We start from the raw sequence: 22,615 nt of genomic DNA, 5'->3' as shown, positions 1-22,615 counted from the left end.
ACCTTTTCCCCGGTTCTGTGGCAACCGGTTCCTCGGTCCTGTGTTGCCCGGAGGTTACGCTCCGACGGGCCCGTTAGTGAAGAGGGAATCAAGAAACACTTTCCGGCTCCCTGGGCCGGTCCCGGTCTTCCACGGCCCGGGCGCGGCCCCGCGCCGCGAGGAACGACGCCATGCGCTCCTGCGCCTCCGGCCGGCCCGCCAGGGCCGCGATCTGACGCGCCTCCTCGGCCAGGTGGGAGGCCAGAGCGGTCCCGTCGCGGCCGCGCAGCAGCCCCTTCGCCGCGCGCAGTGCCCCACCCGCCCCGGCGGCCAGCCCGGCGGCCGTGCGGTGCGCCGCCGCGTCCAACTCCCCGTCCTCCACGGAACGGGAGACCAGACCGCGCTGTTCGGCATCGTCGCCGGTCAGGACCCGGTTGGTCAGGATCAGGTCCGCCGCGAGCCGGGGGCCGGCCAGGCGGGGCAGGAACCAGGAGGCCCCGCAGTCCGGGGTGAGCCCGACGTCCGTGTACGCCAGCCGGAACCGCGCCGACCGCGCCGCCAGGACGATGTCGCCCACCAGGGCGAGGCCGACACCGCCGCCCGCGGCGGCGCCGCGCACGGCGGTCACCACCGGTACCGGCAGTTCGTGCAGCGTCAGTATCGCGGCGTGCGCGGCGGTCGCCACGGCATGCACGTAGGCACCCGTCCCCTCGCCGAGGCCGGCGAAGGCGCGCAGGTCACCGCCCACGCAGAAGGTGCCGCCCGCCGACCGCAGCAGGACCGTGCCGCCCGGGTCCGCGGCCACCTCGGCGGTCGCGTCCCGCAGTGCCTCGGCCGTCTCCAGGTCCAGGGCGTTGCCCCGCCCCGGATCATCCAGCAGCACCTCGACGACGCCGTCGGCGTGACGGACCACTCGGACCGGCCCGGGGCTCACGGAGTTGGTCGCGGAGTTGCTCAGGGAGGTGCTCATGGAGGTGTCTCCTGTCGTCTTCCCGTCGCCGGGTCTCTCGGCAAGATACTGAAGACGCTATACAGTTTCTAGACGCGACGGGACCCGGTGCCCGTACGCCCTTCGGCGGGAGGTCCCGTGCCCATCCAGTTCGACGTCGATCCGACGACCGCCCAACTTGCCGCGGCCACCTCCGCGTTCGTGCGCGAGGTGGTGATACCGGCCGAGCGCGCCTGCGGCGGGTCGGTCCACGACGCCCCCGAGGACGTACGGCAGACCCTGCAGAAAGGCGCCCGAGAGGCGGGCGTGTTCGCTCCGCACGTGCCCACCCGGTGGGGCGGACACGGCCTCGACCTGCGCGGCCAGGCGATGGTGTTCGAAGCCGCGGGCTACTCCCTGCTCGGGCCGCTCGCGCTGAACTGCGCCGCCCCCGACGAGGGAAACATGCACCTCCTGGAGAAGGTGGCCACCGAGGAGCAGCAGGAGCGCTATCTGCGTCCGCTCGCCGCCGGCGATGTACGGTCCTGCTTCGCCATGACCGAGCCGGCACCGGGAGCCGGCGCCGATCCCCGCGCCCTGCGGACCACCGCGACCCGAGTGCCCGGCGGCTGGCGCATCGACGGACGCAAGTGGTTCATCAGCGGGGCCAACGGCGCCGGCTTCGCCATCGTGATGGCCCGCACCTCCGGCGAGCCGGGCGACCCGGGCGGCGCCACCATGTTCCTGGTCGACGCCGGTACGCCCGGCATGAGCATCGTCCGCGACATCGAGACCCTCGACGAGGCGCTCTTCGCCGGCCACAGCGAGATCGTCTTCGACGCGTGTGTGGTGGGGGACGACCAGGTGCTCGGCGAGGTCGGCCACGGCTTCGCGGGCGCCCAGGTGAGGCTTGGCCCCGCCCGTATGACCCACTGCATGCGCTGGCTGGGCGCCGCCCGGCGCGCCCAGGACGTCGCACTGGAACGGGCGGGCAGCCGCATGGCGTTCGGCTCCGTCCTCGGGGACCTCGGCATGGTGCAGCAGATGCTGGCCGACTCCGAGATCGACATCGAGGCGAGCCGCGCGCTGATCCTGCGCACCGCGTGGGAGCTGGACACCGGGTCCGCCGCCGCGGCGCAGCTCACTTCGGTGTCCAAGACGTTCGTGGCGGAGGCCGTGAACCGGGTGGTCGACCGCGCGGTGCAGATCTGCGGCGCCCTCGGCATCTCGGCCGCCGACGCCCCACTGGCCCGCCTGCTCAGAGAGGTACGGCCGTTCCGGATCTACGACGGCCCGTCGGAGACACACCGCTTCGCCATCGCACGCCGTGCCGTGCGCCCGTACCGCCGACCGACCACGGAGCCCACCGACTGACGGCGCCGACGGCCCGTGAGCAGGAAGGACCCGATGACGGCCGCCGAGCTCGACCACCACGGCACCTGCGCAGGGCCACGGCGGACCGCGGCAGCACGCCGCCCGCCCGCCAGTCCTGCCGGCCGGGTCTACCGGCCAGGTCTCCCGGCTCGATGTGTCGGCCCGTCGAGACCTACGTCTGGCTGGGCAGGTTCGGGGATCGGAGCACGAGGAGGGTGATCTCGCTGGGGGCGAAGACGCGGAACGGCGGGCCCCAGAAGCCGGTGCCGCGGCTGGTGTAGAGGAGGGTGCGGGCGCCGTGGTGGGTGAGGCCGGCGAGGGCCGGCTGGTCGATGCGGACCAGGTGGTGGAAGGGCCAGATCTGCCCGCCGTGGGTATGGCCGGAGAGCTGCAGGTCGATGCCGGCGGCCGCGGCCCGATCGATGAACTTCGGCTGGTGGGCCAGGAGCAGAACGGGCAGGTCGGGGTCGGCGCCCTTGAGGGCGCCGGCGAGATGGGCGCGGTGGCCTGCCAGGCCGGAGGACTCGGCGGTGACGTCGTCCACGCCGGCGACCACGAGCGTGTCACCTCCGCGTTCGAGCAGCACATGGCGGTTGCGCAGCGGCTCCCAGCCCAGCTCGTCCATCAGATCGACCCAGCCCTGGGCCTCGCTGTAGTACTCGTGGTTGCCGGTGACATAGACACGGGCCCGCGAGGCCCGCACGGTCGCGAGTGGGGCGGCCTGGGCACGGCGGCGTTCGGCCGTGCCGTCCGCGATGTCGCCGGTGTGGCAGACCAGATCGGCTTCCAGCGTGTTCACCGTCTCGCACACCTGTGCCGACCAGCGACTGCGATCGAGGGGACCGTAGTGGGTGTCGGTGATGAGAACGACGCGGAGGCCGTCCAAACCGGCGCCCAGCCGGGGGAGTTGCACGTCGAGTCGGCGTACGCGTGGCACGCGGCGGGCTTCGACGTACCCCCAGGTGAGTAGTACGGCGGTCAGGCCGAGGACGGCGAACGTGACGATGCGAGCCCGGTCCTGACCCTCACCGACGCCGGCCACGGTCAGGACGAGCCGCAGGGCGACGCCGAGCAGAACGGACCAGGTGAACAGCACCCAACTGCTCCCCAGCAGGGTGTCACCGACGATGGCCGCCCCGTCCTGCTGTCGTCGGCCGTGGCCGCGTGCCATCGCGAACGGCATGCCGACGAGGCCGAGGGCGAACAGAGCGGTGCCGCCGAGCGTGACGGGCAGCGGCCAGTGCTGGCCGCTGTGCAGAAGCACCCAGCAGGGCACGGCCCACAGCAGGACGGGTGCGATCAGGGGGAGGTAGCGCATCAGGCGGTGCAGTCGGCTCTGCCGCGCGGCTCGCGCTTCGCTGCTGACGGGTCGGGTGTCGTTGGTGTCAGTCACGCTTTCCCTCTTCAACCAGGCTGCGTCTGGGGCGCACTGTATCCGGTGGCCCTCGGGCCGACCGACCCGCGTTCACAGGAGCGGCCCCTGAACTGACGAAGGGTTCTCTGGGGTTGTCGTAGCCGGTCGAAGACACTGAGCGGTGGGCCGCTCAGCGCGTTGCCGGGCGGGCGCCGCGGGATCGCGGGGTGGGGATGAGTGGGTGCGCCGGCGCGCACCGCCTCCCAGGCGGCTCCGATGTGCCGCAGTCGACGGTCGCCGAGCGCGTCACGCATACGGGGCAGCAGCTCGTCCTCCTCGTCACGGATGTACTGGGAGATCAAGGCGAACGCTCGGCGTATCCATTCGGAGCGGCGGGGATCGTCTGGTGACCACCAGGATGCTGTCCTCTCCTCCGAGCCGGGCAGCATCCTGCTCGCTGATCGAGATGGTCATGATGAACCTTCCCCAGGCCCACCCGCGGTGTTCTGCGGGCTGGTCATGGCGGCTCCTCACTGTCTTGACCCACCGGGTCCCCCGCGTACGCCGACTCGATCACCTCGAACCCCAGCAGATGGGGGCGGGCAGCCACGTCCAAATTGACCGGAGGGCGCCTCCGTTTTACTGTAGACGTAATGCGGAGATAGCCTCCGCTTTGATTGGGTCACCGTACCGAGAGTCCAGGAGGGCGCATGGACGCCGCGGAGCAACGGGGGCGCAAGCCCCGCGCCGACGTGCAGCGCAATCGCGCGGCCCTTCTGGAGGCCGCCCAGCGCCATTTCCTGCGGGACGGGGTCGGTACGTCGCTGGAAGCGGTCGCCAAGGAGGCGGGCGTCGGGCCCGGAACGCTGTACCGGCATTTCCCCACCCGTGAGGCCCTGCTGGCGGCCGTACTCCACGCCCGCACCCAGGAACTGGTGGCCCGCCGCGAGGACATCGCCGGCATCGACGACGCCGGTGCGGCGCTGACGCAGTGGCTGCTGGCGATGGAGGACTACCTCAGCGCCTACAGCGGACTGCCGGAGCCCCTCATGGCGGCGACCCGGGCGCAGGACCCGGGCAATCCGCTCACCGTCCCCTGCGACGACCTCATCGCCACGACCGACGCATATGTGCGAGCCGCGCAGCGCACCGGGTACGTACGCCCGTCGGTGACGGGCCACGACCTGTTCCTCGCGGCCTGCTCGGTCGCCTGGATCAAGGGCACCGGCGCCACGGGGGAGTCGGTCGACCGGCTACGGGCGCTCGTCGCCCACGGATACCGCGAGCCGGACGACCGCGCCTAGCGGTCGGCACCTAGTGCCGCGTCAGGCAACGTTCGCCCCGTCGCGACGCCCGGCACGCCCTCTCGCCGCACCGGCCGAAAACCCAAGTACATCCAGTACGAGGGCTTTCGGCCGGCACACCGAGAGCACGCACCGGACGCCGCTCCTTGACGGGCAAACGTTGCCTGACGCGGCACTAGCTCAGGGCCGGATCGCGGGTATACCCGGGCGCCCGACAGGACCGGGCGATGGCCCGGCGGTCCGGCCACGCCGTCATCACATCAGGCCGCCCGCAGGGGCGGCACAACCTTCGAAGGGACAAGCCATGAAAATAACTGTCATAGGCGCTGGGGCGATCGGTGGAAACCTTGCCCGCAAGCTGAGCCTGGCCGGTCACGACATCCAGGTCGCGGACGCCCGGGGGCCCGAGGCCGTCGCGGCCGAGGTGCTGGAGGCGGGCGCCCGCGCGGTGGCCCTGGACGCGTCGGTCCAGGGTCGGGACGCGATCATCCTGGCGATCCCGTTCGGGGTGCAGGAGAAGCTGGCGGAGCTGATCGCCATGGCCCCCGCCGAGACCGTGGTGATCGACACTTCGAACTACTACCCGCACCTCAACGGGCGGATCGAGGCGGTGGAGGACGGCGGCCAGGTGGAGAGCGTGTACGCATCCGAGCTCCTCGGCCGGCCCGTGGTCAAGGCATGGAACGCCGCCCTGGCCGAGACCCAGCGCACCCGAGGTCTTCCGGCGGGCACTCCGGGCCGAATCGCCATCCCGGTCGCCGGCGACTCCGCGGAGGCGAAGAAGGTGGCCATGAGCCTGGTCGACGACACGGGCTTCGACCCCTACGACGCCGGCGCTCTGGTCGACTCGTGGCGCCAGCAGCCGATGGGTCCCGCCTACTGCACCGAGCTGACCCTCGATGAACTCCCCGCCGCCCTGGCCGCGGCCGACCGCGTGAAGGACGCCGCCGTCCGCGACAGCATGCTCGAGCGGATCGCCGCCCTCCCCGACAACCCCACCCTGGACGACGTCGTCGAGATGAACCGCGCCGCGCACCGCTGACGCCCGGCCCCCGGCGAGCGGCCCCGCGCGGTTACGCCGCGCGGCGGCCCGCCGGACACGCAGTCGCGGAGGCCCGGACGTATCGGCCACACCTGGCCCTCCCTGCCGCCGAGCGGCCCTCTTTGCGATACGGAGGCTGCCTCCGTATTATCGGGAAGGTAATCGGAGGTGCCCTCCGCTTTTTCTTCCGTCCGTTCGGAGGCGTCCCATGACAAGCCCGCAGATGCTCCTGGCCATGCAGTTCACCAGTGGCTACGGATCCGAGCCCGGGGCGTGGCGGCTGCCCGGGGCGAACCTGTCCAGTTACACGGACATGGATCAGTTCGTGCGCTACGCACAGGCCGCCGAGCGCGGCAAGATCCAGCTGCTGTTCATCGCGGACACCCCGGTCCTGGACGTGGACCTGGAGTCCCAGCACCCGCACACCCCCATCGACCCGCTCCTCGTCCTCACCGTGATAGCCCGCGAGACCGAGCGGATCGGCCTGGTCGCCACCGCCTCCACCACCTTCAACGAGCCCTACACCATCGCCCGCCAGTTCAAGGCCCTGGACGTGATCAGCCACGGCCGGGCCGGCTGGAACGCGGTCACCACCTCCCACCCGGCAGCCGCGGCGAACTTCGGCCGCCGCATCCCGCCCCGCGCGGAGAAGTACGAGCGCGCGCACGAGACCGTCCAGGTCGTGCAGGCGCTGTGGGGCAGCTGGGAGAAGGACGCCTGGGTCCGCGACGTCGAGGCGAAGCGGTTCGCCGACATGAGCAAGATCCAGCCGGTCAACGTCCAGGGCCGCCATGTCGCCGCCCGTGGCCCGCTGCCCATCCCGCCGTCCGAGCAGGGCCAGCCGGTCATCTTCCAGGCGGGCGGCGGCGGTTACGGCCTGGAACTCGCGGGCCGCTTCGCCGACGGCGTCTACGCCAACCCGATGACGCTCGACGACGCCATCGCCCAGCGGGGCGCCCTGCGGGACGCCGCCAAGCGGGCCGGACGCGACCCGGACGAGGTGAAGATGTTCGCCGGTTTCATGCCGGCCGTCGCCGCCTCCCGCGAGGCCGCCCTGGAGCGCAGGCGCTTCCTGGACGAGTCCGTCGACCTGCGCCAGCGCGTGCAGTACCTCGGCGCGATGATCGGGCTGCCGCTCTCCCACGACCAGATCGACGAGCCGCTGACCGCACGCCAGCTGGCCGACGCCGAGCCCAGCCCGCACGACCGGCGCTCCTTCCGCGCCCTGGAAGTGGCCCGCGAGGGCTGGAGCCTGCGCGACGTCCTCGCCCACGGCGTCATCGACTACCACCCGGTCGTGGGCGGCCCCGCCGCCGACATCGCCGACCACATGCAGAGGTGGTTCGAGGCCGGAGCCTGCGACGGCTTCTCCCTCGCGATCGACGGGTACCACGACGGCGTCGACGCCTTCGTCGACCAGGTCGTCCCCCTCCTCCAGGCGCGCGGACTGTTCCACCTCGACTACGAAGGCCCCACCCTGCGCGACCACATGGGCGCCCGCGAGCAGTACGGGCTGGACCCGCGCGTCACGGAACCGGCCCGGTCATGACCTGCCCATCCCAGCCCTCCACCGCCGCGTCCGCGCGCCGGTTCCGTGACGCCATGGCGGCCGTCGCCTCCCCAGTCGCCGTGGTCACGGCGATGGACGGCCACCGCCCGCACGGCACCACGGTCAGCGCCTTCGCCTCCCTGTCCCTGACCCCGCCCATGGTCCTGGTGTCCCTGGACAACCGCTCCCGACTCCTCGCGATCGTCCGCCGCACCGGACGCTTCGGCCTCAACATCCTCGGTACCCACCAGGCAGCACTCGCCGCCGCCTTCACCCGGCCGGGTGGGGACAAGTTCTACGACGTCATCTGGTCGCCCAGCGCGGACCTGCCCCGCCTGCCCGGCTCGGCGGCGTGGATCACCGCCGAGGTCGACGAATACGTCACCGCCGGCGACCACACCGTCCTGCTCGCCCACGTCCACGCCGCGGAACCCGGCACGGAAGGCCCCGAGCCCCTCACCTACCACCAGCGTTCCTTCGGTACGCACACGCCGCTGACCACGCACCGCTGACCACCTGAGCGGCGCGGTCTTCCCCACAGCCCTCGCCGCGACTGCCGGGTATCCCCTCATACGCCGTGCGTGCAGGAGAACTCCCTTTCCCTTCCCGGCGCCCCCAACTTGACTGCCAGCAAGGACAGAAACACCGTGACCGTCGCCCCCGGCGGTGACAGATCCCAAGCCCTCAAGGACTCGGTCGACGCCGCCAGGCAGGCGGAGGACCTCGGCTACCACCGCATCTGGTACGCCGAGCACCACGACGCCGCCAGCACCGCCTCCTCGGCACCCGAGATCCTCATCGCCCTGGCCGCGAGCGCCACCACTCGTATCCGGGTCGGCTCCGGCGCGGTACTGCTCAACCACTACAGCCCCTACAAGGTCGCCGAGACCTTCCTCCAGCTCGAAGCCCTCGCACCGGGCCGCATCGACCTCGGCCTCGGCCGCGCCACCGCGGGCCCCGTGGTGGACCTCGCCCTGCGCCGCGACCGTGACGTACCGCCCGCCGACGATTTCGCCGAGCAGGTCCAGGAAGTACTCGCCCACTTCAACGGCCACTTCCCCGTGAACCACCCCTTCGCACGGCTGAACCCCGCCGCAGGTGTCGCATCACGACCCGACGTGTGGATTCTCGGCTCCTCGGGCACCAGCGCCCGGATGGCCGGCGAACTCGGCCTCGGCTACGCCTTCGCGGGCTTCATCAACCCCGACGGCGTCCCTCGCGCTCTGCTCCGCCACGGCGCGTTCTCCGCGGCCGACAGGCCGGCCGGAGGCCGCGGCATCCTCTCCGTCAGCGCGGTGGTCGCGGACACCGACGCCGAGGCAAGGCGGCTGAACTGGTCCAGGACCGCCCTGATGGCACGCCTGGCCCCGAGAAGGGACCGCGGCCCGGGTTCCCATGGTCGAGGAAGCCGAGCGGGAACTCAGCCAGGACCAGAAGGACATCCCCACCGTCATCACCGACGGCCGCTGGCCCCGCCAACTCGCCGGCAGCCCGCAGACCGTACGGGATCAGCTGGAGCAGATGACCAAGGCCACCGGCGTCGACGAAGTCATGGTCCAGGACATCATCGCAGCCCCCGCGGCCCGAGCGCACTCCCGTGCCCTGCTGGCCCAAGCCCTCGACGTCGCCGCTTGCTGACAGCCCCGTCCCAGCGTCATGGGATGTGGGCCGGGCCCACGGCGGGCGTGCAACTGTGGGGCGTCACCACTGCCCAGGCAAGTTTCGCTGCGGGCGGCGTGCCGGTCCCAGGCGCGGGCCCGCAGATCCGCATCTCGCAGGACGTCCAAGGCCGTGCCGGCCAGTGCCTCGACTACGGCTGTGAGGACCTTGCGGGCCGGTTCGGAGGCCGCGGCCGTGGCGAACTCGGGGGCCGCCCGGGCTGGCTGAACGGTGAGCCACCACCGTGATGGCAGCGCTGCCGGCAACCCACCAGCGGTGTAACCCGGCCCCGGGGCGCGCAACCGGGGGAGCAGAGCAGGTGTCCGCCGCAGGGGGATGCGCCGTCGTACGCCGCGGCCCGACGCTGCGGGACATGAGTACACGCTCCCCGCCACCCGCCACCCGCCACCCGCCAGGGTTCCAGCCGTCCTGGTCGGCCTCCTCGCCGGCGGCGCCGCCGGTTTCCTGCTGACCGGAACCGTGGGTGCCTTCTCCGCCTCGTACTCGGCCGCGCCCTCGACGTGGCCGACACCGGCGGCGTGCTGTTGGCCGCGTTCGTCACCGTGCCATTGATCTGCGCCGCGCTCAGCGCGGTCATCGACTTCCACCGCGCCGGGCACAACCGTCGTTGGCGCCACCCGGGCCGGTGACCACCGCACAGGGCCCCGAGGGGACCCGCCTGCCAGAATCTCCTGATCTCTCCTGATCTCTCCTGATCCAGGACGTGCTTGTGGGCTCCGGGTGGATCCGGAGCCCACAAGCATGCTGCTGCTTCGCCTACCAGCGATACCAACGTCCCCTACGGCCGCCTGTGTCCGCGGAGCGCATGACGAAGCCGAGCAGCCAGACGACCAGCACGATGACGGCGATCCACCACAGTGCCTTCAGCGCGAAGCCCGCGCCGAAGAGGATCAGAGCCAGCAGAAGAACGAGAAGCAGGGGAACCATAGTTATCAACCTCCGTCGCTCCTCGTGCCCGGCAAATGCGAGAACACACGGTCGATTTCCTTGGTTTCTTCACTGCTCTTACGGGCACTCAACCCAGTTCCTCCACCGCGTCCACCTCGCCACCGGGTCGGACGCCGTGATCACACCAGCCGCATCGAGATCATCTCAGCCGCCCTATGATCCGATTCGAAGAGACGAGAACCGTTGAGGGGGCGTGGCGATGGCCGCAGCACGCATGGCAGTAGCAGTGCTGGTCACATGGGCCGCGCTGATCGCGCTCCTGCTCGCGCCGTCGCCCCTGCCGGAGCATTGGCGGTACTACATCTACTCGCCGGCGAGCGTGGGCTTGTGGCTGCTGGCCATGTTCGTCGCACCCGTCGTGGTCTGCATCGTCCAATGGCCATGGATCAAGTCGGGCGACGGGTGAGCCTCGCCATCCACACCTGCATCAACGACGCCCTCGCCGCGGGTGGGCTGACCGGGCCCGGCCGAGCAGCTGCGATACGCGCCCCACGACGTTCGAAGCATCCGTGACAGGGCTGTCGCCCGCCTCTCGCCGTTCGTCCGCCACGCCACGTCAGCAGGCTCGGCCGGAGCTCCTTCCAGCTCCCGGCCTGCCTGGCCCGCGTACGGCCGCGTGCTCATCCAGCAGAGTCCGGGCCTGATCGTACGAGAGCCGGGCGAAGCCGATGGCGTCCGGGCAGACGTCGCGCGGGCTGACGAACACGGTCGCCTCGACTCGACCGGCAATCCAGCTGAGTTGAGGCAGTGGCTCGACGACGACGCGTCAACCGGCGATCAAGGCGGCGACTTCCTCACGGATGCCCGGCATGGCGGTGAACAGCGTGCCCGGGCAGGTGGTGTCCGCCCAGTGGCGGTGCCCGCCGATGGCCGGCGCGGGCCGGCTGACCCCGCTGACGGGATTGCGGTAGACCACCTTGCCCAAGGGGGCGATCGAGTGCCGCGCGGCGAGGTCGGCCAGGAGCTGGACCAGCGCGTTGCGCGCGGCGGGCGACGCGGGCGTGTCGATCAGTGTGCCCAGCAGCACGATGCCGATGTTTCCGGTGTTGTACTCCCGGATGTGCGCCCCGGTGACGAGCCGTCCCGCGGCATCATGCGCGACCGTACCGTCGGTTCCGGACCAACGCCCCTCGTACACCCGGCCGTTCTCGTCGATCAGGTAGTTGTAGCCGATGTCGCCGTAGCCGTCGACCTGCACATCGGTGCGGTAGAGCGAGCGGATCCAGGCGGCCGGATCCGGGTTGTAGATGTTGTCGCCGGTGTGGTGAACACTGATCGTCTGGACGGGGTAGTACTGCGGCGGCCAGATCTCGGTGCCGTCGGCGGCGAAACGCAGTCTCTCGTCCGCGCCCCACTGCGCACGGGTCAGCAACGGGTAGGCAGCGGACGTGGCAGCCGCCGCGGCGGGCGGACGCGGCACGGCGCTGAGCGCGGCGGCGGTTCCGAGGGCGCCGAGGAACACACGTCGGGAGACGGGTGGGGCCGTCCGTACCGTGTTTCGGGAGCCGTGGAAGTCCGAGGTAGTCATGGTGTGGTCTTCCTGTCGGGTGGATCCGCGGGATGCGGCTGTCACGAGAGGGCGCAGGCGGGCTTGGGGGTGTAGAGGGCGGACCACGTGCTGGGGCCGACGACGCCGTCCGCACCGCCGGTGGTGGCGTTGCAGGTCTGCACCCAGTGCACGCCCTCCAGTGTCTTCGGGCCGTAACCTCCGTCTTCCTCAAGCCAGTTGGAGTATTTGCTGTAGAAGTTGATGAGGCACTGCACCTGGCGGACAGCGTCCCCCGTGTCCCCGGGGCGGACCGTGGGGCGAGCGGAATCGTCGATGTGGTCGCAGTAGGTCTCGGCCGCCGCGGCACTCGCCGTGGGGGCGCCGGTCAGCAGCCCCCCGGCGGCCAGTACGACGGTGCCGAAGGCGAGGGCCAAGCGGTGGGTGCGGGTGCGCACGATGTCTTCTCCAAGGTGAGTGGCGGCCATGGTGCCGGGCAGGGCGACAGGTCCGGGCGGCCACGATCCGGTGGCGGGCGGGGCCCGTCGGTCGGAGGTCAGGGGCAACCGTTGGTGCTGGTGCAGCTGAAGCAGACCGTGCTGCCGCCACCGTCGGCGTACCACCGGCCGGAAGTCGTCCGGTGCATGTTGTAGAGGTTCAGATCGCTTCCGGCGTACCGGATTTCGGACCCGACCCAGTTGAGGTTGTTGTCCGCCCTGCCGAACGTCAGCGGGCCGACGATCCCGTCAGCACCGAGGTTGCGGTCGTCCCGCCATCTGATCGTCGCCGCTTTGGTGTTGGGCCCGGAATAGCAGTCGGCACTGCCTCCCGGCAGGTAATCGTCGGCTATCAGGATGGACTGCCAGAGGCCCACCACGACGTTGTGCGAGTTGCTCGTGGTGGAGAGGCGGCCCCAGCGTCCCCCAGTCGTCCGTCACCACTCCGGAGCCGTATATGCCGCCCCGGGACACCCTCGCCCGCGCCGACGGCGCCAGCCCCACTCCCGTCGGCATGACCGCCGCGGCGGTGACCGCGCCCCGTCATGCCCACGTACCGAACACGGATAAACCGTTCACTGGTTCCTCCCCTGTCGAAGTTGCCGAGGAGAACCTTGTCATGTCCTGTGCGGCGTCGACATGCCTTTGCGTCCGAGCGCAAATACCCAGCTCAGCGAGGAGAGTTGCATGCTCCGTATCCATCGTCCGGACGGTCCGGACCTACTGCGACGTCGCGATCCTTCCGCACAGCGATCACATACGGGACACGTCGACGCCGACCGATCCGTCCGCGCCCTGCTCGACGGCGGCACCGATGGTCTCCCGGCCGGGCTGGGGCCGTGCATGCGCTGGCGGTGTCCCGTGCTGGAGGTCGACTACAGCGAGGACCGCGAACTGCATCTGCGGGGACGCGGCCCCACGCTCGTACCCGACGGCTCCTCAGCGGATTCATGTCTCTCCCGTTGGTGTGCGGCCGGAGCCATTGCTCCAGCGCGCCCATCGTCCGCGGCACCAACAGATCCAATAGAGCACGCCGAACCACCGACCTACTTGACCCACCGGGTTGAGGAGACGTGCCGAAGGTGATCGTGGTGTGGACAGTCGCGATCTGCCGGCCGACCCGACCAGCATCAATTCGTCCAGCACCGGCTGGAGTTGGGAGGCGGTGGCCGGATCGCCCAGCAGAGTGCGTCGCAGGCGCGTACTCCACTCCGCCTCGACGTCCGAGGCCGTCAGCTCGTCGCCCTCCGACAGGACGACGAGCTGCGGGCGCCAGGCTCGTCCGACCCCCGGCTGATCACCCGGTGTTGTCGGAGAGGCGTCGTCATCCCCGGGATGCCGTGCTCGACGACCGTTGGGATACTGGGATTGACTCGTGGTGCGGGCTCCAGGGAATTCGGTGCCGGGGACCTTCGTGTACGCGCGCCGTCGGCACAGCTGAATCGTCCAGACCACCACAACGGACGTGAGTCGTGCGATGAGTGACACATCCAACGCCCAGGCCCTGCACGTCGTCGGCATCATCCCGGTGGGGGCGAAGCCCGTCGGGCTCGCCGCCGACGGCAACAACCAGGTATTCGTCACCAACAGCGGTGACAACACCGTGTCGGTGATCAATTCCTCGACCGACACCGTCAAGAAGACCATCCAGGTCGGAATCGCCCCGCAAAGTGTGGCGATCGACCCGCAGTTCGGCACCTACGTCGCCAACGGCGGCGGCGCCGTCTCGGTCATCGACAGGTTGAACACCGCCACCAACACGATCGCCACAGGCGTGCCGCCCGCTTCAGCACCCGACACGACGAGGGTGGTTGTCGACCACTTCGCGAGCCGCGCCTACGCCACCTTCCGCGCCGTCGGCCGTATCGCGGTGATCCACACCAGCAGCACCCCGCCCCAGCTGGGCGGTTTCATCGACGTACCCGGTGCCCTCGGGGTCGCCCTCCATCCCTTCCACCACCACTTGTACGTCACCCGACCCGACTTCGACACCGTCTCCATGCTCACCCCCGAGGCCGGCGAGTTCCCCGTGACCATCCCCGTGGGGCAGCGCCCCACCGGCATCGCCATCGACATCGAGCGGGACCGCGTGTACGTCGCGAACTCCGGCTCCCACACGGTGTCCGTGATCGATACGACCACCGGCGGCGTCCACGACGTCGATGTCGTCGCACCCCCGATCGACGTGGCGCTGAACCCTCGGGGCGATGTCCACGTCAGCCATACGGACGGCACGCTGACGATCATCGATGCCGCATCCCACAGCGTCGCCGCCACCGTCCACGCCGGGTCCGCTGCGGCGGGCGTGGCCTACGAGCCGCACAGCATGCATGTGTATGTGGCCAACGAGGCCGACGGTACCGTCTCGGTCCTCGCCCCCGCAGATGGTTGACGGACGGCGCCGGCCCCGCCCCGCCGGAGGGTCCTGCCTCAGGCCCACCAAGCGCGTAAGCCACACCACACAGATCAGCCCGGCCACACACATCAGCCCGACCACACACATCAGCCCCACCATGCCCCCTCAGGAACCGGAGGACGATCATGGGTGACTTCGTCGTGAACACGTCTCTCGTAGGAGGCCAGTCGCAACCGTGCGCCGACGCGCTGAACACCAGTGGCCAGTTCACCGCGCTCTGGGCGGACGACGCCGCCGCGGACATCAAGGGACAGCGGCTCGACTTCGCCGGCACGAAGGTCGGTACGGAGTTCCTCGCCAGCGTGGCGAGCCCGCCCGGCGGTAACACGAACCGCCGGTGGCCCTTCGTGGACTCCGTGGGGAGCGCCACCTTCGCGGCATGGATCGAGCAACCCTTCAACCTGCCCCCGCCGATGCCCGCGGTGGTGCTGCGCCGGTTCGCCGGAGGGCAGCCCGCCGGGCCGCCCGTCCAGGTCAGCACCGCCGACATCGACCCACGGTTCCCGCCCACGGTCACGCGGATGATCGACGGCGGCTGCCTGGTCACCTGGACGGGCGCCTCGATGGAGCAGCGCGTACGCGCGCAGCGCTTCACCCCCGAAGGACAGAAGGCGGGCCCGGAGATCGCCGTGAACACCACTGCGGCCTTCCACACCGATGCGTCCGTGACGCTCCTGAGCGACGGGGACTACGTCGTGGCCTGGACGGACGGCCGACCTGTGGGCGGCGGCGGACTCATCTACCGAGTCTTCGGATTCGACGGAACCCCCCGGACCGGCGAGAAGCACCCCAACATCGCGGGCTTCACGGGGCGCGGCGCGCTGACCGGCCTCGACAACAGGCGCTTTGTCGCCGCGCACATCAGACCGACGGTCAACAGCGACCTCGGAGTCCTCCAGAGCACGGTCTCGGCCGCTGTCATCGACCCGGCGGCGGAGGGCGTCGTCATCAGCGCTTCAGCGGGCTCACCGAAGCACTTCAACCGCACCTCTCCGGCGCTGACGGCCCTTCCGGGCGGGAGGTTCGTGCTGGCCTGGGTGGAGAAGAGCGCGGACACCGTCGTGACCGTTCCCACCGTGATGGCCCAGCTCTGCTCGGACACCCAGCTGGAGATCGGACCGAAGGCCACGGTCAGCTCCGGTACCGACGGCAACCGCTTCCACCTCAGTGCCGCTGCCTTGTTCGGCAACGGCTCGCCCGACACCGTGTTCCTGTCGTGGGCGGACATGGCGGCCGGCGGCGACACCACGATCCGGGGCCGCGTCCTCACCGCCGACCCCGGCGGAGTCTCCTAGGGCCTGTATCGAAAGTATTTCCTAGAAGATCGTCAAGCTGCCCGGCTACGGTGCGGGCATGGTGAATTTCGTGCTGGTTGCCGGTGCACGGCTCGGGGCGTGGGCGTGGGGCGAGGTGGTGCCGTATCTGCGTGCGGCTGGCCACGGCGTCTATCCGTTGACGCTGTCCGGTCTCGCTGACAAGCGGGGTGTACCGGCAGGGCAAGCGACTCACGTCCAGGACATCGTTGCCGAGGTGGAACGCCAGGGTCTGCGTGACGTGGTTCTTGTGGGTCACAGTTACTCGGGCATCCCGGTCGGTCAGGCCGCGGAGCGGATCGGTGACCGACTGACCCGCGTGGTGTTCGTCGACTCAAGTGTTCCCACTGACGGCAGGTCGTTTGTCTCCGCCTGGCCGGACGGCGGGGCGGCAGTGAAAGCATCGATCGCCGAGAACGGGGGGTTCTGGCCGCCCGCGCCAGCTGCTCACTACGACGGCGAAGGTCTCACCGATGAGCAGATCGCACGCCTCGTGCGTGGCGCGACGCCTCACCCAGGTGCCACGCTGACCGAGCCCGCTGTGCTGGCGGGGCCGCTCGGTGAACTTCCGGCGACGTACATCCTGTGCGTGATGCCGGGGGCCGAGCCCGACGACGCCGAGCCCGACGAAGATGTGGCCGAGCTGCTGACCAGCAAGCACTGGCGGCTGGCCAAGATGGACACCGGCCATTGGCCGATGTTCTCCCAGCCGCGCGAGCTGGCGCAGATCCTCCTCAATGCTGCTGTGGAGTGAGAGCACCTTTATGCCTGCGGGCTGGTTTGGACGCGCTTGATGTGCGCTGGTTATAGCCATTCGCCGATGGCCGCTATGAGGACGGTCGCCTCGTAGCGGACCGCCAGCTTGTCGTATCGGGTGGCGACAGCACGGTTCCTCTTGAGACGGTTGATCCGCACTCGACCGCGTGGCGCTCGCGGTAGTCGGCCGGGTCGAAGTGCGGGGGCCGGCCGCCGCGGGATCCGAGCTTCAGCACGGGTTCGAACTGCGGCGAGTCCCCGCGCTGTCCTGCCGTGAGCACGATCGACATGGGTTTCTGACTCTGTTCGACGGCCAGGTGCAGCTTGGTGGTGAAGCCGCCGCGTGATCTTCCCAGCCCGTGATCATGGGGCTCGTTGAAGATGCCGCCCGGCGATTCCTTCTGCAGGTCGCCCCGCTTGCGGGCCTCGGCCGCGTGCTGATGGGCGCGGCACACCGTGGAGTCGACGCTCAGGTCCCACACGATCGCGCCCTTCGCGTCGGCCAGGGACTGGAGGCGGGTGAGGATCCGGTGCCAAGCGCCGTTCCGCTGCCACCGGCGGAACAGGTCGTAGACCCGGCCCCACGGCCCGTACTCGACGGGGACGTCCCGCCACGGAACTCCAGTCCGGACTCTGAACCGTATGCCGTCGATCAACTGCCGCCGGGACCAGACGGGCGGCCGCCCCTGCTTCCTCCCCTTCGGCAACAACGGCGCCAGCACTGCCCACTGCTCGTCCGTGAGATCCCCCCGCGCCATGAACCATGATCATTCACAGCTCAAGATCTACTTTCGATACACGGCCTAGCTCCGCTGGGCCGCGGGCGGGGCATGGCCGGTCACTGCCACGATCGCCTGGCGGGACTGCGAACACGCCCGCACGGGCCGCCGTGTCAGCGCGATCGTCCGTGCACTCGGCCGGAACCGGCGCACCGTGCACAAGTACACCCGTGCTGCCAGGGGCCGGCCTGCCGCACAGACCCTGCGGTGATGCGTGGGCGGAGGACGGTCGGGCGGGCGGCCTCCTCAGCTCTCGTCGCCGACGGCACCGTGTCGTGAGGGGGCGGCGGCCGCCGAAGCCCGCCCTTCGATCCGACGCACCGCGGTCTGAAGGTCGTCCAGGTGGCGCCGTGCCACTTCCTGCGCCGACATGACCGTCTTGCGCCAGGTGACGTTGACGCATCCCAGGAACCTGCCCGTGGAGGCGGATCGGCACGGCGATCGAGTTGCGGCCGTCGAAGTCGTACTCCGGTGCGCGTGCGCTGTAGCCGCGGGACCGGGTGGTCGCCAGCAGGCGCCGCAGCCAGCCCGGGTCGTGGGCGTACGCGTTGCCGGGAGCGTCGTGTTCGCGAAGGCGGCGCAGGACCGTCTCGCGCTCCCGCTCGGTGCAGAAGGAGATGTAGGCCCGGCCCGAGGCGCCGAGCAGCATGTGGGAACGGAAGCCGATGGGCGCGACGGGGACGACCTCGTCGAAGTACGCCTTGGGGCTGTTGGTTCACCAACCTCGACTGAGCGCGGGAGACACCACACCATGAGTACGACACCCTTCGCCCGCCCGTTCGCGGAACTCCGGCTGACGGACCGGCCCACGGTCGGCGGCAAGGGCGCCGGCCTCGGCGAACTCACCTTCGCCGGCGCCCCCGTGCCGCCCGGCTATGTCGTGACCACCGCTGCCTTCGAGGCCTTCCTCACCGCTCTCGATCCGGGCGGTGAGATCCGCACCGCCGTCGAGGCGCTGGACGCGCAGGACACCGAGGCGATCACCCGCGCGGTCGCGCCGATCAGGGAACGCATCGAGTCGGCCGACCTGCCCCAGGACGTGGCCGCGGCGATCCGCGCGCCCTACCGGGAGCTGGACAGCGAATCCGACACCCCCGGCGAGCCCGCCCCCGTCGCCGTACGGTCCAGCGCCACCAGCGAGGACGCCGAGGACGCCAGCTTCGCCGGACTGCAGGACACCTATCTGTGGGTGCGCGGGGAGGCCTCCCTCGTCGAACACGTCCGCCGCTGCTGGGCCAGCCTCTACAGCGTGGAGTCGGTCAGCTATCGACGCCGCCTCGGCCTGCCGGAGCACGACCTCGCCATGGCCGTCGTCGTCCAGCGCATGATCGACCCGCGCTGCGCCGGCGTCATGTTCACCCGCAGCCCACTCACCGGCGACCGCTCGGTCGTCGCCCTGGAAGGCTCCTGGGGCCTGGGATCGGCTCTCGTCAGCGGTGACGTGACACCCGACAAGTACGTCATCGGCAAGGTCACCGGCGACATCTGCTCCCGCACCGTCTCCGCGAAGCTGCGACAGCACCGGATGGACCCCGGCGGGTCGGGGGTGCTGGAGGAGGACGTGCCGGAATACCTTCGCGACGAGCCCTGTCTGTCCGACGAGGAGATCCACGAACTCGTACGGCTCGGCCGGCAGGTCGAAGCCCACTACGGCACCCCGCAGGACATCGAGTGGGCGATCTCCCGCAACCTCGTCCCAGGCCACCACATCTTCCTGCTCCGGAGCCGTCCCGAAACCGTCTGGGCGAGCCGGGAGAAGGCTCCGGCGGCCGTACCGAAGGCCAGGGCGTTCGACCATGTGCTGTCGCTGCTCGGCGGCGCCGGCTCGGGCGTCGGTGGCTCCGGTGTCGGTGGGGGCACGAAGTGAACCTGACCGGCGAGGACGTCCAGGACATCCTGCGGATCATCGACGGAATGGACGTCGACCGCCTCCATCTGCGCACCGGCAGGTTCGAGCTGTCGCTGCGCCGCGACGACGACGGCGAGTGGACGCAGTCCACGCGGACGACGGCCGAGCCGGTGCTGGTCGACGGCCGCGCGGTTGCCGCCGCCCACGACACGGCTGCTCCGAAGAAGCAGGCGGAAGCCGCCCGCGCGGGCCTGACCGAGGTGCGAACACCTCTGCCCGGCGCCTTCTACCGGTCGCCGAAACCCGGGGCGGCCCCCTTCGTCGAGATCGGGGACGAGGTCACCGAGACCACGGTCGTCGCGATCGTGGAGACGATGAAACTGATGAACTCCGTGTACGCGGGAGCGTCCGGCATCGTGACTGAGATCCCCGTGGGCGACGGCGAGTTCGCCGAACAGGGCGCTGTGCTCATGTACATCGACCCGCAGGCGACAGGAGCGGCACCGTGATCCTGCGACGTGTCCTGATCGCCAACCGGGGCGAGATCGCCCTGCGCATCCTGCGCACCTGCCAGAGACTCGGCATCGAGGCGGTGCTTGCGGCCTCGGACGCCGATCTCGACTCCGTACCGGCCCGGCTGGCGGACCGGGTGGTGCGCCTCGGCCCCGCCCCGCCCTCGGCCGGCTACCTGGACGTGGACGCCGTACTCGCGGCGGCGAGAACCGCCGGTGCCGACGCCGTCCATCCCGGCTACGGCTTCCTCTCCGAGAACCAGCGCCTGGCCCGGGCCTGCGCCGACGCGGGCATCGTGTTCATCGGCCCCACCGTGGAACAACTGGCCGCCGTGGGAGACAAGTTGGAGGCCCGTCGACATGCCGTCGCGGCCGGGCTGCCCGTGGTGCCCGGCGGGCCGCTGGAGGACACGTCCGACGCGCCCCGGCTGGCGGCCGAGATCGGCTTCCCGCTGCTGATCAAGGCGGTCGGCGGGGGCGGCGGCCGGGGCATGAAGCAGGTGCACGATCCGGCGGACCTGGCCGCCACCGTCGACCTGGCCGTGGCGGAGGCGGGCGCCGCCTTCGGCGATCCCCGCGTCTACCTCGAACGGTTCGTCTCCACCGGGCGCCATGTGGAGGTGCAGCTCATCGCCGACGGCGAGAACGTCGTCCATCTCGGCACCCGGGACTGCTCCGTGCAGCGCCGCTACCAGAAGCTGATCGAGGAGGCGCCCACGCCCGCCCTCGATCCGGTCCTGCGCGAGGAGATGCACCGCGCCGCCGTGGCCCTCGGCAAGCACCTGGAGTACCGGGGGCTCGGCACGGTCGAGTTCCTCGTCGACGTCGACCGGGGCACGTTCTACTTCCTGGAGATGAACGCGCGCATCCAGGTCGAGCACCCGGTAACCGAGGCCATCACCGGACGGGACCTCGTCGCCGATCAACTCGCCGTCGCCGAAGGGCGACCGCTCGACTTCGGCCAGGCCGACGTGTCCTTCACCGGTCACGCCATCGAGTGCCGGATCAACGCCGAGGACTGGGCCCACGGCTTCCGACCGAGCCCGGGCACCGTGACCGAGGCGGTCTGGCCGCTCGGTGACGGCATACGCGTCGACACACACCTCCAGGCGGGCGCGAGTGTGCCGCCGTACTACGACTCCCTCCTCGCGAAACTGATCGTCCACGGCCGGGACCGCGCCGACGCGCTGGTGCGGCTGCGGGGCGCCCTCGCCCGGTGCACGGTCGACGGGGTCAGCACCAATGTCCCTCTGCACCAAGAGGTGCTGGCGGAGGCCGACTTCGCCGAAGGCGGCGTGGACACCGCCTGGTTCACCCGCTTCCTGCGGGACCATCCCGTGGGGAGCGACCGTGGCTGACATCCAACTCGTCGACGTGTCGCTGCGCGACGGCAACCAGAGCATGTGGAGCGCCACCGGCCTTGACACCGGCAAGATCCTCCAGATCGCGCCGGTGCTGGACCGGGTCGGCTTCCGCGCCCTCGACTACACCTCCAGCACGCACATGGGCATGGCGGTGCGCACCCACCGCGAGGACCCGTGGGAGCGGATACGCCTGACGCACCGCGCCATGCCCAACACGCCCCTGCAGTTCATCGGCACGGGACTGCGCTTCATCTCGTGGGAGGTCGCGCACCCCGACTTCATGCAACTGGCCTACGACCGGCTGGTGGACAACGGCGTCACCCGGTACGTCGTCCTGGACCCCATGCACGACATGGACGCCGTACGCGCGTCCGCGCGGATGATCCGGGCGGCCGGCGCCACCGAGATCGTCGGGGCACTGACCTACACCGTCAGCGACGTGCACGACGACGCCCACTACGGCTCCCTCGCCACGCAGATGGCCGCCTGCCCGGACATCGACCGTGTCTACATCAAGGACCCCGGCGGACTGCTGACCGCGGAACGCGCCGCCACACTGGTCCCGGCCGTCCTGAGCAACCTCGCGGACACACCGCTGGAGCTGCATTCCCACTGCACGATCGGCCTGCCGGGCCTGACCTATCTCAAGGCCGCCGACCTGGGTGTGCAGGCCCTCCAGGTCGCCTGCGGGGCCCTCGCGGGCGGCACGTCCCTGCCCGACGCCCAGCAGGTGGTGGCCAATCTGCGCGAGCTCGGGCACACCGTGGACATCGACGACAGGCTGCTGGGCGTGGTCGCGGGCTACTTCCACCGCATGGCGGCGGCCGAGGGGCTGCCCCTCGGCGGTCCCCGGGACTACGACGCGGCGTTCATGCGCCACCAGGTGGCCGGCGGCGTCGTGACCACCCTGCACCGACAGCTCGACGAACTGGGGTTCGGCGACCGCTTCGACGCGGTCATCGAGGAGGTGACCCGGGTACGCGCCGAACTCGGCCACCCCATCATGGTGACCCCCTTCCCTCAGATGGTGTGCACCCAGGCCCTGTACAACGTCATCGGCACCGAACGCTACGAGAACGTGTCCGACCAGGTGATCCGGTACGTGCTGGGCAGCTTCGGCAGACCCACCGCCCCCGTGGACCCGGATGTCGCCGACCGTATCCTCGGCCGGCCGAGGGCCAGGGAACTGGCCGAGGAACCGCCCCCGCCCACCGTCGCCGAACTGCGGCGGCGGTTCCCGCGCGGCATCAGCGACGAGGAACTGCTCCTGCGGGCCACCATGCCCGCCGAGCAGGTGGACGCCATGGCGGCGGCCGGCCCGGCCCGGCGGCACGACAACCCCGATGTCAAACCGGTGCTCGATCTGCTCGACGGCCTGCGTACCCGAACGGCGACACCCGAACTGATCCTTGACCGGCCCGACTTCCGACTGGAGCTGCACCGTGACCGCCGAAACGGCTGACGTGACCGCCGACCTGACCGACC

General features: G+C 70.5%; 22 protein-coding genes and 2 pseudogenes. 16 read left to right on the top strand and 8 right to left on the bottom strand.

Annotation, left to right across the window (positions count from 1 at the left end):
* Positions 1 to 88: 88 nt before the first annotated feature.
* On the bottom strand, positions 89 to 949 hold the full coding sequence (locus HW837_RS12045) for an enoyl-CoA hydratase/isomerase family protein (protein ID WP_045561981.1): 861 nt from the start codon (positions 947 to 949) through the stop codon (positions 89 to 91).
* A 117-nt stretch (positions 950 to 1,066) separates the two neighbouring features.
* On the opposite strand from HW837_RS12045, the gene HW837_RS12040 reads away from it, so the two are divergent.
* Positions 1,067 to 2,281, top strand: coding sequence for an acyl-CoA dehydrogenase family protein (locus HW837_RS12040; protein ID WP_045561982.1), 1,215 nt, complete (start codon positions 1,067 to 1,069; stop codon positions 2,279 to 2,281).
* A gap of 172 nt (positions 2,282 to 2,453) precedes the next feature.
* Here the strand turns inward: HW837_RS12040 and HW837_RS12035 are convergent, their stop codons facing one another.
* A complete protein-coding gene (locus HW837_RS12035) occupies positions 2,454 to 3,674 on the bottom strand; it encodes a metallophosphoesterase (RefSeq protein WP_193379781.1) in 1,221 nt (406 codons plus the stop codon).
* Positions 3,675 to 4,345: 671 nt separating this feature from the next.
* On the opposite strand from HW837_RS12035, the gene HW837_RS12030 reads away from it, so the two are divergent.
* The 7 genes and pseudogenes from HW837_RS12030 to HW837_RS49575 all read left to right on the top strand — a co-directional run bounded on the left by HW837_RS12030 (position 4,346) and on the right by HW837_RS49575 (position 9,839).
* Positions 4,346 to 4,939, top strand: a complete 594-nt coding sequence (locus HW837_RS12030) for a TetR/AcrR family transcriptional regulator (protein ID WP_045561985.1) — start codon at positions 4,346 to 4,348, stop codon at positions 4,937 to 4,939.
* Between the two features lie 304 nt (positions 4,940 to 5,243).
* Positions 5,244 to 5,981, top strand: coding sequence for an NADPH-dependent F420 reductase (locus HW837_RS12025; protein ID WP_045563101.1), 738 nt, complete (start codon positions 5,244 to 5,246; stop codon positions 5,979 to 5,981).
* Positions 5,982 to 6,189: 208 nt separating this feature from the next.
* Complete coding sequence (locus HW837_RS12020) at positions 6,190 to 7,530, top strand: NtaA/DmoA family FMN-dependent monooxygenase (protein ID WP_045563100.1); 1,341 nt, start codon at positions 6,190 to 6,192, stop codon at positions 7,528 to 7,530.
* Positions 7,527 to 8,042, top strand: a complete 516-nt coding sequence (locus HW837_RS12015) for a flavin reductase family protein (protein ID WP_193379782.1) — start codon at positions 7,527 to 7,529, stop codon at positions 8,040 to 8,042. The genes HW837_RS12020 and HW837_RS12015 overlap by 4 nt, the downstream gene beginning before the upstream one ends.
* 69 nt (positions 8,043 to 8,111) lie before the next feature.
* A pseudogene (locus HW837_RS50335) lies at positions 8,112 to 8,873 on the top strand (MsnO8 family LLM class oxidoreductase); the annotation flags it as partial.
* A gap of 52 nt (positions 8,874 to 8,925) precedes the next feature.
* A complete protein-coding gene (locus HW837_RS48570; protein ID WP_237270148.1) occupies positions 8,926 to 9,168 on the top strand; it encodes a hypothetical protein in 243 nt (80 codons plus the stop codon).
* Positions 9,169 to 9,710: 542 nt separating this feature from the next.
* Positions 9,711 to 9,839, top strand: a complete 129-nt coding sequence (locus HW837_RS49575; protein WP_269153542.1) for a hypothetical protein — start codon at positions 9,711 to 9,713, stop codon at positions 9,837 to 9,839.
* A gap of 127 nt (positions 9,840 to 9,966) precedes the next feature.
* Here HW837_RS49575 and HW837_RS12005 read toward each other — a convergent pair whose 3' ends face one another.
* Positions 9,967 to 10,137 carry a DUF5670 family protein gene (locus HW837_RS12005; protein WP_045563097.1) on the bottom strand — a complete coding sequence of 57 codons (171 nt, stop codon included), beginning with the start codon at positions 10,135 to 10,137 and terminating at the stop codon, positions 9,967 to 9,969.
* Between the two features lie 235 nt (positions 10,138 to 10,372).
* Here HW837_RS12005 and HW837_RS12000 point away from each other — a divergent pair, with 235 nt between their 5' ends.
* Positions 10,373 to 10,564, top strand: coding sequence for a hypothetical protein (locus HW837_RS12000; protein ID WP_045563110.1), 192 nt, complete (start codon positions 10,373 to 10,375; stop codon positions 10,562 to 10,564).
* 360 nt (positions 10,565 to 10,924) lie between these two features.
* Here HW837_RS12000 and HW837_RS11995 read toward each other — a convergent pair whose 3' ends face one another.
* The 3 genes from HW837_RS11995 to HW837_RS11985 form a co-directional block, all read right to left on the bottom strand.
* Positions 10,925 to 11,686, bottom strand: a complete 762-nt coding sequence (locus HW837_RS11995; protein ID WP_045563096.1) for a peptidoglycan recognition protein family protein — start codon at positions 11,684 to 11,686, stop codon at positions 10,925 to 10,927.
* A 41-nt stretch (positions 11,687 to 11,727) separates the two neighbouring features.
* Entirely contained in the window at positions 11,728 to 12,102 is a 375-nt protein-coding gene (locus HW837_RS11990) for a peptidoglycan-binding domain-containing protein (RefSeq protein ID WP_193379783.1), read from the bottom strand.
* A 98-nt stretch (positions 12,103 to 12,200) separates the two neighbouring features.
* Positions 12,201 to 12,518, bottom strand: a complete 318-nt coding sequence (locus HW837_RS11985; RefSeq protein ID WP_159041001.1) for a peptidoglycan-binding domain-containing protein — start codon at positions 12,516 to 12,518, stop codon at positions 12,201 to 12,203.
* Positions 12,519 to 13,618: 1,100 nt separating this feature from the next.
* Here HW837_RS11985 and HW837_RS11980 point away from each other — a divergent pair.
* The 3 genes from HW837_RS11980 to HW837_RS11970 all read left to right on the top strand — a co-directional run bounded on the left by HW837_RS11980 (position 13,619) and on the right by HW837_RS11970 (position 16,624).
* Complete coding sequence (locus tag HW837_RS11980; protein ID WP_045563094.1) at positions 13,619 to 14,533, top strand: YncE family protein; 915 nt, start codon at positions 13,619 to 13,621, stop codon at positions 14,531 to 14,533.
* Positions 14,534 to 14,682: 149 nt separating this feature from the next.
* Positions 14,683 to 15,852, top strand: coding sequence for a hypothetical protein (locus HW837_RS11975; RefSeq protein WP_045563093.1), 1,170 nt, complete (start codon positions 14,683 to 14,685; stop codon positions 15,850 to 15,852).
* A 58-nt stretch (positions 15,853 to 15,910) separates the two neighbouring features.
* Positions 15,911 to 16,624 carry an alpha/beta fold hydrolase gene (locus HW837_RS11970; RefSeq protein WP_045563092.1) on the top strand — a complete coding sequence of 238 codons (714 nt, stop codon included), beginning with the start codon at positions 15,911 to 15,913 and terminating at the stop codon, positions 16,622 to 16,624.
* Between the two features lie 50 nt (positions 16,625 to 16,674).
* On the opposite strand, the pseudogene HW837_RS11965 reads toward HW837_RS11970, so the two are convergent.
* Positions 16,675 to 17,384, bottom strand: a pseudogene (locus HW837_RS11965) (IS5 family transposase).
* Positions 17,385 to 17,397: 13 nt separating this feature from the next.
* Positions 17,398 to 18,054 (bottom strand): IclR family transcriptional regulator C-terminal domain-containing protein, encoded by a 657-nt coding sequence (locus tag HW837_RS50575; RefSeq protein WP_196788851.1) that lies wholly within the window; start codon positions 18,052 to 18,054, stop codon positions 17,398 to 17,400.
* Positions 18,055 to 18,156: 102 nt separating this feature from the next.
* On the opposite strand from HW837_RS50575, the gene HW837_RS11955 reads away from it, so the two are divergent.
* Genes HW837_RS11955 through HW837_RS11940 form a run of 4 tightly spaced genes read left to right on the top strand, consistent with a single transcriptional unit; the run spans position 18,157 to position 22,592 of the window.
* The gene (locus HW837_RS11955; RefSeq protein WP_193379784.1) at positions 18,157 to 19,272 is read left to right on the top strand and encodes a PEP/pyruvate-binding domain-containing protein; all 1,116 of its coding nucleotides are present in this window, start codon (positions 18,157 to 18,159) and stop codon (positions 19,270 to 19,272) included.
* On the top strand, positions 19,269 to 19,763 hold the full coding sequence (locus HW837_RS11950; RefSeq protein WP_045563090.1) for an acetyl-CoA carboxylase biotin carboxyl carrier protein: 495 nt from the start codon (positions 19,269 to 19,271) through the stop codon (positions 19,761 to 19,763). Before HW837_RS11955 ends, HW837_RS11950 begins: the two co-directional genes overlap by 4 nt.
* Positions 19,760 to 21,124 (top strand): acetyl-CoA carboxylase biotin carboxylase subunit, encoded by a 1,365-nt coding sequence (locus HW837_RS11945; RefSeq protein WP_045563089.1) that lies wholly within the window; start codon positions 19,760 to 19,762, stop codon positions 21,122 to 21,124. The genes HW837_RS11950 and HW837_RS11945 overlap by 4 nt, the downstream gene beginning before the upstream one ends.
* Entirely contained in the window at positions 21,117 to 22,592 is a 1,476-nt protein-coding gene (locus HW837_RS11940) for a biotin carboxyl carrier protein (RefSeq protein WP_193379785.1), read from the top strand. The genes HW837_RS11945 and HW837_RS11940 overlap by 8 nt, the downstream gene beginning before the upstream one ends.
* Positions 22,593 to 22,615: the final 23 nt, after the last annotated feature.

The sequence above is a fragment of the Streptomyces caniscabiei genome (assembly GCF_014930365.1).
In the GTDB taxonomy this organism is placed as follows: domain Bacteria; phylum Actinomycetota; class Actinomycetes; order Streptomycetales; family Streptomycetaceae; genus Streptomyces; species Streptomyces caniscabiei.
This window is presented reverse-complemented; position numbering and strand designations above follow the sequence as displayed.